Source organism: Agrobacterium sp. 22-209-1 (assembly GCF_053522485.1).
Genome location: NZ_JBNWCH010000010.1, coordinates 1 through 12,523, shown reverse-complemented (window position 1 = coordinate 12,523; position 12,523 = coordinate 1). Strand labels below are relative to the sequence as shown.

The window sequence follows — 12,523 nt, the reverse complement described above, 5'->3', positions numbered from 1 at the left end:
TCGCTAAGAGACCCGCAACTTGAGGCTCTTTTCAGGAAGGGCCGACTGGGTTTGTTCTTGTCCGTCCGCTTCCTGAAGGAGCCGGCGGGAAAATGGGATGGTACTGGTCAAGGCTATGGCTCGCATTGTCATGAAATTCGGCGGCACGTCCGTCGCGAACCTCGAACGCATTCACAATGTCGCACGGCATGTGAAACGCGAAGTGGATGCCGGCCATGAAGTGGCCGTGGTCGTTTCTGCCATGTCCGGTAAAACCAACGAGCTGGTGGACTGGGTGCAGAACGCCGCGAAGGTGGCTGGCGCCAACGCCGCCTCCTTTTTCGACGCGCGCGAATATGATGCGGTTGTTGCATCCGGCGAACAGGTGACGTCAGGTCTTCTGGCGATCACGCTGCAATCCATGGGCATCAATGCTCGCTCCTGGCAGGGCTGGCAGATCCCGATCCGCACCGACAATGCGCACGGCGCCGCCCGGATTCTGGAAATCGACGGTTCCGATATCGTCAAGCGCATGGGCGAAGGCCAGGTTGCCGTTGTTGCCGGTTTCCAGGGCATCGGTCCTGACAACCGCATCGCGACGCTCGGCCGCGGCGGTTCGGACACCTCGGCTGTCGCCATTGCCGCCGCCGTCAAGGCGGACCGGTGCGACATCTATACGGATGTCGACGGCGTCTACACGACCGACCCGCGCATCGAGCCGAAGGCTCGCCGCATGAAGAAGATCGCCTTCGAGGAAATGCTCGAAATGGCGTCTCTCGGCGCGAAGGTTCTGCAGGTTCGCTCGGTCGAGCTTGCCATGGTACACAAGGTGCGCACCTTCGTTCGCTCCAGTTTCGAGGATCCCGATGCGCCGGGCATGGGCGACCTCATCAACCCGCCCGGTACTTTGATTTGTGACGAGGATGAAATCGTGGAACAGGAAGTCGTAACCGGCATCGCCTATGCCAAGGATGAAGCACAGATCTCGCTGCGCCGCGTGGCCGACCGTCCGGGCGTCTCCGCCGCGATCTTCGGGCCGCTCGCCGAAGCGCATATCAATGTCGACATGATCGTGCAGAACATCTCCGAAGACGGTTCGCGCACCGACATGACCTTCACCGTTCCTTCGGGCGACGTCGCCAAGGCGATCAAGCTTCTGGAAGACAACAAGGCCCAGATCGGCTTCGACGTCGCGCAGAACGAGACGGGCCTCGCCAAGGTGTCGGTCATCGGTATCGGCATGCGCAGCCACGCCGGCGTGGCCGCCAGTGCCTTCAAGGCGCTTGCCGAGAAGAACATCAACATCAAGGCGATCACCACCTCCGAGATCAAGATTTCGATCCTGATCGACGGCGCCTATGCCGAACTTGCCGTTCGCACTTTGCATTCCGCTTACGGCCTCGATAAAGCTTGAACCCGAGACATCGGTTCCGGATGCTCCGATTCTTCGGAGTTGCGTTCTTCCGATGCGGCGTTTCATGAAAGCGTGTCCCTTGCGGGACGCGCTTCTCGCGCTATAAATTTTTAAATGACCTTTTGATTCCCGAATATTATGACATTCGGATCGGAAGCGTCGGGGAGCAAACGCGATGAGAGACCTTTCCGCAGGTCCGCGTGTCCTGCTCAAGCGGCTGCGCGAAATGATGGCGGAGCACCTTGAACCGCAGGAGCGTCTGGACCAGATCGTCCGTCAGATTGCCAGCAACATGGTGGCGGAGGTTTGCTCGGTCTACGTGCTGCGTTCCGACAGCGTGCTGGAACTTTATGCGACCGAAGGTCTCAATAAGGATGCCGTGCATCTTGCCCAGCTGAAAATGGGGCAAGGTCTTGTCGGCACCATCGCCGCGTCCGCCCAACCTCTCAATCTTTCCGATGCGCAGGCGCATCCCGCTTTCCGCTATCTTCCTGAAACCGGTGAGGAAATTTATCATTCCTTCCTCGGCGTGCCGATTTTGCGCTCCGGTCGCACTCTTGGCGTTCTTGTGGTCCAGAACAAGGCCAGCCGAACGTATCGGGAGGATGAAGTTGAAGCGCTCGAGACAACCGCGATGCTTATCGCTGAAATAGTGGCGAGCGGTGAATTGAAGAAGATCACCCGCCCCGGCGTGGAGCTGGACCTGACGCGCGCGGTTTCCATCGATGGCGATGGTTATGGCGAAGGAATCGGCCTTGGCCACGTCGTGCTGCACGATCCGCGCATCGTCGTGACCAACCTGCTCAATGAAGATGCCGATACGGAAATCCGCCGTCTTGCCGACGCCATCGGCTCGCTGCGCCTGTCGATCGACGACATGTTGCAGCGCCGTGACGTGCCGACCGAGGGCGAACACCGCGAGGTTCTCGAGACCTACCGCATGTTCGCCCACGATCAGGGCTGGGTGCGGCGCATGGAAGAGGCCATCCGCAACGGCCTGACGGCGGAAGCGGCGGTCGAGAAGGTGCAGAGCGACACCAAGGCGCGCATGATGCGGCTCACTGACCCCTATCTGCGTGAGCGCATGCATGATTTCGACGACCTCGCCAACCGGCTGCTGCGCCAGCTGATCGGTTTTGGCGGGCGTGGGCCGGAGCAGGATTTCCCGCTCGACGCCATCGTTCTGGCGCGCGCCATGGGCGCTGCCGAGCTGCTGGATTATCCGCGTGAAAAACTGCGTGGACTGGTGCTCGAAGACGGCGCGGTGACCAGCCATGTCGTCATCGTCGCGCGGGCCATGGGCATTCCGATCATCGGGCAGGCGACCGGGATCGTCGCGCTGGCGGAAAATAACGATCCCATCATTATCGATGGCGATGATGGTCAGGTGCATCTGCGCCCGATGTCGGATCTGCAGCGTGCTTATGAAGAAAAGGTGCGCCTGCGCGCCAAGCGACAGGAGCAGTTCCGCGCGCTGCGCAATGTCGAGCCGATCACCAAGGATGGCCAGAAGGTCAATCTGAAGATGAATGCCGGCCTTTTGGTGGACCTGCCGCAACTGGAAGAATCCGGCGCCGATGGCATCGGCCTGTTCCGCACCGAGCTGCAATTCATGATCGCCTCCAACATGCCGAAGGGCGAGGAGCAGGAGGCGTTCTACCGCTCCGTTCTGCGGCAGGCCAAGGGCAAGAGCGTTACCTTCCGCACGCTGGATATCGGCGGCGACAAGGTCGTTTCCTATATGCGCGGCCAGGAAGAGGAAAATCCGGCGCTGGGCTGGCGGGCGATCCGCCTGTCGCTCGACCGTCCGGGCCTGATGCGCACGCAGATGCGTGCACTGTTGCGCGCCGCATCCGGTGCTGAATTGCGCATGATGTTGCCGATGGTGACGGAAGTGTCAGAAATTCGCGCCGCCCGCGACCTGTTACAGAAGGAAGTGCAGCATCTCTCCAAATTCAGCCATGCGCTGCCGAAAAAGCTGCAATTCGGCGCCATGCTGGAAGTGCCCTCCCTGATGTGGCAGCTCGATGAGCTGATGCAGGAGGTGGATTTCGTGTCCGTCGGTTCGAACGACCTGTTCCAGTTCTCGATGGCGGTCGACCGCGGCAATGCGCGTGTTTCGGATCGTTTCGACAATCTCGGCAAGCCGTTCCTGCGCATTCTGCGCGATATCGTCCGCGCTGGCGAAAGGCATCACACATCGGTCACGCTGTGCGGCGAAATGGCGGGCAAGCCGCTTTCGGCCATGGCGTTGATCGGCCTCGGCTTCCGTTCGGTCTCCATGTCACCGACGGCAATCGGTCCGGTCAAGGCAATGCTGCTCGGGCTCGATGCCGCGCGCCTTGCCGAAGAGCTGAACGCGGCGCTGGACGATCACAATTCGCTGGAAAGCGCGCGCGAGGTGTTGTTACGCTTCGCTGCGACGCATTCCATTCCCGTTTAGAGCATTTCCAGGAAGAGTGGACCCCGGTTTTCCGTCCGGAAATGCGTTAAAGCAAAAAGTTAGAGCGTTTTCGCGTTTCGAAGAAAAGCGAAAGCGCTCTAAAAGACCTGTTTCATTATTGGAGTGACTGGTGGCGAAGCTTCCCGTCGAAAAAATGCGTGAGTTGGAAAGACGTTTCGGCGAGATCGAAGCGCGCATGTCGGCAGGCCCGGCAGCGGATGTCTATGTGAAACTGGCTTCGGAATATTCCGAACTCGAGCCGGTAGTGAAGAAAATCCGCGACTACGAGAAGGCTGTTTCCGAGGCCAACGATCTAGAAGCGCTTTTGGCCGACAAGACGACCGACAAGGATATGCGCGAGCTCGCGGAAATGGAGCTGCCAGAGGTCGAGACCCGTATCGGCGAGCTTGAAAAGGATATGCAGGTCCTGCTGTTGCCAAAGGATGCGGCGGACGAAAAAAGCGCGATCCTCGAAATTCGAGCCGGAACCGGCGGTTCCGAGGCGGCACTGTTCGCCGGCGATCTTTTTCGCATGTATGAGCGCTTCGCATCGACCAAGGGCTGGAAGGTGGAAGTTCTTTCTGCAAGCGAAGGTGAAGCGGGCGGTTACAAGGAAATCATCGCCACGATCAGCGGGCGAGGGGTGTTCTCCAAGCTGAAATTCGAATCCGGCGTGCACCGTGTGCAACGTGTGCCGGAAACGGAAGCGAGTGGTCGCATTCACACATCTGCCGCCACTGTTGCCGTGCTGCCGGAGGCGGAAGACATCGACGTCGAAATCCGTCCGGAAGACATCCGTATCGACACGATGCGCGCGTCGGGAGCCGGCGGCCAGCACGTCAACACCACAGACTCCGCCGTTCGCATCACCCATCTTCCGACGGGCCTGATCGTTACCAGCTCGGAGAAATCGCAGCACCAGAACCGCGCCAAGGCCATGCAGGTTCTGCGCTCCCGGCTTTACGATATCGAACGCCAGAAGGTGGAGAGCGAGCGCTCTGCCGACCGCAAGAGCCAGGTGGGTTCGGGTGATCGCTCCGAGCGCATCCGCACCTATAACTTCCCGCAGGGTCGCGTTACCGATCACCGCATCAATCTCACGCTCTACAAGCTGGATCGGATGATCGAAGGCGAGATCGATGAACTTGTGGATGCGCTGATCGCCGATTATCAGGCGGGACAACTCGCCCAGCTCGGCGAACAGCTTTGAGCACGGCGGCTGAAGCGAGTATCGCGAGCGCGCTTGCCGCCGCCCGCAAAAGGCTGCAGACAGCCGGGATCGATGATCCGCTTCTCGATGCGCGGCTTTTGATTGCGGAAGTCGTCGGTTTCTCATTGACCGATTTCGTGATGAAGCCAGACCGCCCGGTCACCGCGGAAGAAAACGCGCGTATCACCGCCATGATCGAGCGGCGGGCCTTGGGCGAACCGGTGCATCGCATTCTCGGCCACCGCGAGTTTCACGGCCTTGATCTTCTTCTATCGAAGGAAACACTCGAACCCCGCCCGGATACAGAGGTTCTCGTCGATACGCTGTTGCCGGCGTTAAAGGAGACGGTTTCCCGAACGGGTAGCGTCCGCATTCTGGATTTAGGCACCGGAACGGGTGCAATCTGTCTGGCACTGCTAAAGGAATGTACGCAGGCGTCCGGTATTGGCAGTGATATTTCGGCCGATGCGCTGGAAACGGCCGCCAGAAATGCCGCTCGAAATGGCCTCAGTTCACGCTTCGAAACCATTCGCAGTGACTGGTTTGAAAAAATCTCTGGCCGCTTTGACATAATTGTGTCGAATCCGCCCTATATAAGAACTGATATCGTCGCAACGCTCGACCGGGAGGTTCGTAACCACGACCCGATGGCGGCGCTGGATGGAGGTCAGGACGGCCTTGCACCGTACCGCCTCATCGCTGCCGATGCAGGCCGCTTTCTTGTGGAAAACGGGATTGTCGGTGTGGAGATCGGTTTCGATCAAAGGCTTGATGTTTCCGCTATATTTGCTTCCCACGGCTTCTCTCTTCTGGACGCCGTCAAGGATTATGGCGGTAACGACAGAGTTTTGACCTTCCGGAGATAGTTGTTCGCGATATGTCTGCGGATTTTTTGCAAGGATATTTTGCACAGCAAAAGAAAAGGCTTGGATTTCCGCGGGAAGCGGGATAGTTTGCGGCCACATGCCGGGTGGCTGAGGACGAACTGAGATTCGTCAGGGTATGGGTCAGTCCCGAAGCGGGTTCTTTAAGGAGCCCTGAAAGGCTGGGCGTTTCCGGCATGTGAATCAGTAAACTTTGTTCGCAGGCGGCTCGGGCAGCATTTGCGCAGCCGGTCGTCATACGCGAGGTCTTGCCCGGGAGTTATCTTCGGCAAGGCGCGTGATGGAGCAATTTCAGGAAAAAATTTCCAGCGGTTTTCCGCCCGGAATTGCATGAAAACAACCAGATTGTCAGCAAAACAGAATTCAGGTGAGCAATTGATGAGGCCAGGACAGCAAAACAAGCGCGGCCGGGGGCGTGGAAACAACAACAATAACAATGGTGGCGGTAACAACAACTTCAACCGCAAGGGCGGCAACCCGCTCACCAGGACTTATGACAGTTCCGGCCCCGATGTTAAAATCCGTGGCACAGCCCAGCATATAGCGGAAAAATACGCGGCGCTGGCGCGCGACGCGCAGAGTTCCGGCGACCGCGTGATCGCTGAGAATTATCTGCAGCACGCTGAACATTATAACCGCATCATTGCGTCGGCTCAGGCCCAGATGCAGGAACGCTTCCAGCGCGACGACCGCGGCGAGTACAATGCCGCCGACGGTGACGATATGGAAGTGAACGACGGCGATGAAGGTGCCGTTGCGCCGCAGCAGCAGGCCGAACAGGCCGAGCGGGCGCAGCAGCCCGAACGCCAGGAGCGTAACGAGCGGAACGAACCGCGCCAGGAGCGTCGTGAGCGTCCGGATCGCCGCGAACGGCAGGAGCGTCAGCCGCGCCAGCCGCAGGTGACCGCCGAACAGCAGCCTCCGGTTTACGACGCCAGCCAGGCGCCGCAGCCCGTCATTGAAGGCACGCCCATGGAAGTGGCTGTCGAGGAAGAGCAGCAGCAGGCGGAAGCGCCAGCGGCTGAACGCGCCCCGAAGACCCGCCGTGCAGCTGCCCCCCGTCAGCGTCGCCCGCGCCGTACCGCCGCGGCGGAAGGCGCCGAAGGCGAAGAAACGCCTGCGGGTGAAGAGGTCGCGCCTCTCGAGAATGCTGCCGAATAAGCAGCGTCTGCAAATCACATGGCGATTGAAAAACTCCGGCTTGCCGGAGTTTTTTGTTTTCGGCGATAGTTCACCTTCTCCAGCTTCATCCGGCGAGGCGAATTGACACCTGTCAGATCGAACGAAAATTTCCCGATATGGCGGATTTGCTCCCCTTTAAACCGATGAAAACGGCTCCCATATTCGTGCAGGAAGGACAAACACCGCATCGTCGGTGCCGACCAGCGAGAGGCGACGGACGTGAAATCTCTTAAACACGGCTGTCGTAGCGGGGCTTGCCTTTTGAGGGAGCCTCAACCCTAACACCCGGTGCCGTGCCGAAAGCGGGCGGGCCGGTCTATGGAGGTTCGACTATGAATATTGAAAAATACTCCGAGCGCGTTCGCGGTTTCCTGCAGTCGGCGCAGACCTTTGCGCTTGCCGAAAACCATCAGCAATTTTCGCCCGAACACGTTCTGAAGGTACTGCTCGATGACGAGCAGGGCATGGCGGCATCGCTGATCGAGCGCGCCGGCGGCGACGCCAAGGAAGCGCGTCTTGCCAATGATGCGGCACTTGCGAAATTGCCCAAGGTTTCCGGCGGCAATGGCGGCCTTTCGCTCACCGCGCCGCTTGCCAAAGTGTTCTCGACTGCGGAAGATCTCGCCAAGAAGGCCGGCGACAGTTTCGTCACTGTCGAGCGTCTGCTGCAGGCACTTGCGATTGAAAGTTCCGCCACCACTTCGGCTTCCCTGAAGAAGGCCGGCGCAACGGCGCAGGCGCTTAATCAGGTCATCAACGATATCCGCAAGGGCCGCACGGCTGACAGCGCCAACGCCGAACAGGGCTTCGATGCGCTGAAGAAGTTCGCGCGCGACCTGACGGAAGAAGCCCGCGAAGGCAAGCTCGACCCTGTCATCGGTCGCGACGACGAGATTCGCCGCACCATCCAGGTCCTGTCGCGCCGTACCAAGAACAACCCCGTTCTGATCGGTGAACCCGGCGTCGGTAAAACGGCGATTGCGGAAGGCCTTGCGCTGCGCATCGTTAATGGCGACGTGCCCGAAAGCCTGAAGGACAAGAAGCTGATGGCGCTCGATATGGGCGCGCTGATCGCCGGTGCGAAATATCGCGGTGAGTTCGAGGAACGCCTGAAGGCGGTTCTGAACGAAGTGCAGGCCGAGAATGGCGGCATAATCCTGTTCATCGACGAGATGCACACGCTGGTCGGCGCCGGCAAGGCCGATGGCGCGATGGATGCGTCCAACCTCTTGAAGCCCGCGCTTGCCCGCGGTGAGCTGCACTGCGTCGGCGCCACCACGCTCGATGAATATCGCAAGCATGTGGAAAAGGATCCGGCCCTTGCACGCCGTTTCCAGCCCGTTCTGGTGGATGAGCCGACCGTTGAGGACACGATTTCGATCCTGCGCGGTCTGAAGGAAAAATACGAACAGCACCACAAGGTCCGCATCTCGGATTCGGCCCTGGTTGCGGCTGCGACGCTTTCCAACCGCTACATCACCGACCGCTTCCTGCCTGATAAGGCAATCGACCTGATGGACGAGGCCGCTTCGCGTCTTCGCATGCAGGTGGATTCCAAGCCGGAAGAACTGGACGAATTGGATCGCCGCATCATTCAGCTGAAGATCGAGCGCGAAGCCCTGAAGCAGGAAACGGATCAGTCGTCCGCCGACCGCCTCAAGAAGCTCGAGGACGAGTTGGCCGATACGGAAGAAAAGGCGGATGCGCTGACGGCCCGCTGGCAGGCGGAAAAGCAGAAGCTCGGCCATGCCGCCGACTTGAAGAAGCGGCTGGATGAAGCCCGCAACGAGCTGGCGATCGCCCAGCGCAACGGCCAGTTCCAACGAGCCGGCGAATTGACATATGGCATCATTCCGAGCCTTGAAAAGGAACTGGCTGCGGCGGAAGCCCGCGACAGCAGCGGCGCCGGCTCAATGGTTCAGGAAGTGGTGACGGCGGACAATATCGCCCATGTCGTTTCCCGCTGGACCGGCATTCCGGTCGACAAGATGCTGGAAGGCCAGCGCGAAAAGCTGTTGCGCATGGAAGACGAGCTTGCCAAGTCCGTTGTCGGGCAGGGCGAGGCCGTTCAGGCGGTTTCCAAGGCGGTTCGCCGTTCGCGCGCTGGCCTTCAGGATCCCAACCGGCCGATCGGTTCGTTCATCTTCCTCGGCCCAACGGGCGTGGGCAAGACCGAGCTGACCAAGTCGCTCGCTCGCTTCCTGTTCGACGACGAAACCGCGATGGTTCGCCTCGATATGTCGGAATATATGGAGAAACACTCCGTTGCCCGGCTGATCGGTGCACCTCCCGGTTATGTCGGTTACGAAGAAGGTGGCGCGCTGACGGAAGCGGTTCGCCGCCGGCCCTATCAGGTCGTGTTGTTCGACGAGATCGAAAAAGCGCATCCGGATGTGTTCAACGTCCTCTTGCAGGTGCTGGATGATGGCCGCCTGACGGATGGCCAGGGCCGCACCGTCGATTTCAAGAACACCATCATCATCATGACCTCGAACCTCGGTTCGGAATTCATGACGCAGATGGGCGACAATGACGATGTGGATTCGGTTCGTGAACTGGTCATGGAGCGGGTCCGGTCGCATTTCCGGCCGGAATTCCTCAATCGTATCGACGATATCATCCTGTTCCACCGCCTGCGGCGTGACGAAATGGGTGCGATCGTGGAAATCCAGCTGAAGCGTCTCGTCTCGCTCCTGGCAGATCGCAAGATCACGCTCGAACTGGATGAGGATGCCCGCAACTGGCTTGCCAATAAGGGTTACGATCCGGCTTACGGCGCACGTCCGCTGAAGCGGGTGATCCAGAAATCGGTTCAGGACAGGCTGGCGGAAATGATCCTCGGCGGTGAAATCCCCGATGGTTCGCGGGTCAAAGTGACCTCGGGCACGGACCGGTTGCTGTTCAAGGTCAAACCCGCCAAGGGTGAGGCTGAGACTGAAACGGCCGATGCGGCATAAAATGAAAGGGCTCCGGAAACGGAGCCCTTTTCACTTGACTACTTTTTAACCCGTAAAAGTCCGCCGAGTTACCGGCTCGCCACCTGATTAGGCTTGTCCGCGATGTTGAGCAGATTGTCGATGCGCTTTCTCTCATCGGAGAACCGCGCCAGCGCCTCGCCGGAAAGCGACTTGCCGCCCGGCAGGCGCACCTTCATGGCGTCCACTTTGGTGCCGTTGACGATCAGCTCGTAATGCAGATGCGCGCCGGTCGAAAGGCCAGTCGATCCCACATAACCGATCACCTGACCCTGCCGGACCTTGGAACCTTCGGTGACGCCCTTGGCGATGGCGCTCTGGTGGTTGTAGGAAGAGACATAGCCATTGGCGTGGCGGATCAGGGTCTGGTTGCCGTAACCGGATGCCCAGCCGGCCTTCTCCACAATGCCGTTACCGGTCGCGATGATCGGCGTTCCACGGGGCGCCGCCCAGTCGGTGCCGGTGTGCATGCGGCTGAATTTCAGAACCGGATGGCGGCGCATACCGAAACCGGATGTCATGCGGCCGTTCGGAACGGGGTTGCGCAACAGGAACTGCCGGATGCTTTTGCCGTTCTCGTCGAAATAATCGATGCTGTTGTCGTCCGGGTTCTGGAAACGGTAAAAACGTGTCTCGTTGTCGCCGAATTTGGCGTTCACGTAGAGCAGTTCCGACTTGTCCGTCGCCTTGCCGTCCGCGTCCTCCACGGAGAAAAAGGCCTCCAGCGTATCGGCCGGCTTGAGCTGCGCCTGAAAATCGACGCTGCTGGCCAGAAGCTTGATGAGCTGCGAAACCATGCTCTGGTTCATGCCGTAAGCCAGAGCCGCACGGTAGACTCCGTCATAAACGCTCGGCAGATCGCGACCGGCGGCAGGCGCTGGCGTACTGTCGAAGGCGGTCGCCACGGCGTCGAGCTTCGGCGGTTCGCTAGCCTTGACGAAACGCTTGCGATCATCGATGGCCATGGTGACCATGTGGCGTCCCTTGCGATAAAGGCTCACGCGCACGATGTCGCTCTTTTCGTCTTCCTGGATGATGCCGACGCGCAGAACGTCGCCGCTTTCGACATTGTTCGACTGGATTTGCGGCGAAAGCAGCCCGGCAATTTCGGAGGATTGCGCCTTCGAATAACCGGCGCCGAAGAGGGCAGCTTCGATTGTCTCCGTCTGGCGGGCAGGGATGACGTCGTCGGCATATTCCTTGGCGGGAACCGAGGGTGATTGCGGGGTCGAAACAGACATGTTTTGCTCGACAACGCGGGCAGCAAGGCCGGCGGTAATGTCGACATCGCCATCATCATTATCGAAGCGGCGTGGGTCGATGTAGTAGAGTGCCGCAACTTGCTCGTTACCGTCCGTCAGGATCGAGCCGTTTGAACGTACTGCTTCCTCGACCTCATCGAAGCTCAGGGAGCCCGCAAAAGCATATTTGGAGTGCTGGATGGGAAAGGCGACGGTTTTCAGGCTGACTTCGGATTCGACTTCGGAGCCGTAGATCGTGCCGGTGCGGCTCGCCGCCGGAGCGGGCGCATCCTTGTCGTCGTTGCTGGCAAATATGTTCAGCGGATCAAAGGCGGGGTAGTCATCCTGCTTCGCGTAATTGGACGCCAGCGGAATTTTGACGTGAGAGAAGGGGACTTTGCGGACCACTTCCTTGTCGCCTTCATTGATAACGGTGGAAACTTCCATGATCGAGCGATCGGAGGGGCGGGCCGCGATGTTCGGAGCAACGAGGCGAGTGCCGCGACGAGCTGCCTCCGTCACATTGTCGCCCATATCCGTCTTGGCGAAAGCTTCGGCGGGAATGGCAAGCTGCTGGCGACCGTCAAGAGCGGCAAACAGCGCAACCCCCATCAAGATCGAAGAGGTAATCCCCGTGAGGAACGTGCCCGAAAGCCAGCGCAACGAAATCTCACGGCGATCGGGTGCACGTCGTCCTTCCGCCAGAATTGGCGGTTCCGTACCTAGCGACCGGATCACATTGCGATCCGCAGTCATACCAGCTGTGCCCCGTCGGTCATGCGCTCTCCAGAAACTTCACGCGAAGATGTGCAACTTTCAAAGCCGTGAGTCAAATCGGTCGACGCACCGGAAGACATGTCGCAACCGTCTGTATAGGGACACGCGCCGGCATGTCTCGTGTTAACGCTTCGTTGGCAAAGCAATTAGCGAGGAAGGGGGCTAAAAGAAGGCGCGCGCCCCGCCTTCATGCGCGTGGGCGTACTCTCCTGTGCAAAACCACAAGCTCGGTGGCGTCTTATTATGTCGATACGCTCATGAAAACGAAATTTCCTTTTAGAATCATGTAGATATCACATTTCTTTATTTTTTCGAATTTGGTGTGTTGACTTGTTTGGTGAGGTTCTCTTATAAGTCCGCTCACTGAACGAGGGCGGCGGCGCTGCTGGCGACGAAGTCTTTCGTTCTAAGAAAATCA

7 protein-coding genes are annotated in these 12,523 nt (G+C 59.3%); 6 read left to right on the top strand and 1 reads right to left on the bottom strand.

Annotated elements, in window-relative coordinates; genetic code table 11:
- Positions 1 to 115 precede the first annotated feature (115 nt).
- From ACQZ48_RS19125 to clpB, 6 genes are all read left to right on the top strand, one after another.
- On the top strand, positions 116 to 1,393 hold the full coding sequence (locus ACQZ48_RS19125; RefSeq protein ID WP_077984980.1) for an aspartate kinase: 1,278 nt from the start codon (positions 116 to 118) through the stop codon (positions 1,391 to 1,393).
- A 175-nt stretch (positions 1,394 to 1,568) separates the two neighbouring features.
- Positions 1,569 to 3,836 carry a phosphoenolpyruvate--protein phosphotransferase gene (gene ptsP, locus ACQZ48_RS19120; protein WP_077984940.1) on the top strand — a complete coding sequence of 756 codons (2,268 nt, stop codon included), beginning with the start codon at positions 1,569 to 1,571 and terminating at the stop codon, positions 3,834 to 3,836.
- A gap of 130 nt (positions 3,837 to 3,966) precedes the next feature.
- Entirely contained in the window at positions 3,967 to 5,046 is a 1,080-nt protein-coding gene (gene prfA, locus ACQZ48_RS19115; protein ID WP_077984939.1) for a peptide chain release factor 1, read from the top strand.
- Positions 5,043 to 5,912, top strand: a complete 870-nt coding sequence (gene prmC, locus ACQZ48_RS19110) for a peptide chain release factor N(5)-glutamine methyltransferase (RefSeq protein WP_374638094.1) — start codon at positions 5,043 to 5,045, stop codon at positions 5,910 to 5,912. Before prfA ends, prmC begins: the two co-directional genes overlap by 4 nt.
- 396 nt (positions 5,913 to 6,308) lie before the next feature.
- Positions 6,309 to 7,091 carry a DUF4167 domain-containing protein gene (locus ACQZ48_RS19105; protein WP_077984937.1) on the top strand — a complete coding sequence of 261 codons (783 nt, stop codon included), beginning with the start codon at positions 6,309 to 6,311 and terminating at the stop codon, positions 7,089 to 7,091.
- A 353-nt stretch (positions 7,092 to 7,444) separates the two neighbouring features.
- Positions 7,445 to 10,069 carry an ATP-dependent chaperone ClpB gene (gene clpB, locus ACQZ48_RS19100; protein ID WP_142913466.1) on the top strand — a complete coding sequence of 875 codons (2,625 nt, stop codon included), beginning with the start codon at positions 7,445 to 7,447 and terminating at the stop codon, positions 10,067 to 10,069.
- A gap of 68 nt (positions 10,070 to 10,137) precedes the next feature.
- Here the strand turns inward: clpB and ACQZ48_RS19095 are convergent, their stop codons facing one another.
- Positions 10,138 to 12,084, bottom strand: a complete 1,947-nt coding sequence (locus ACQZ48_RS19095; protein ID WP_173991416.1) for a M23 family metallopeptidase — start codon at positions 12,082 to 12,084, stop codon at positions 10,138 to 10,140.
- Positions 12,085 to 12,523 lie beyond the last annotated feature (439 nt).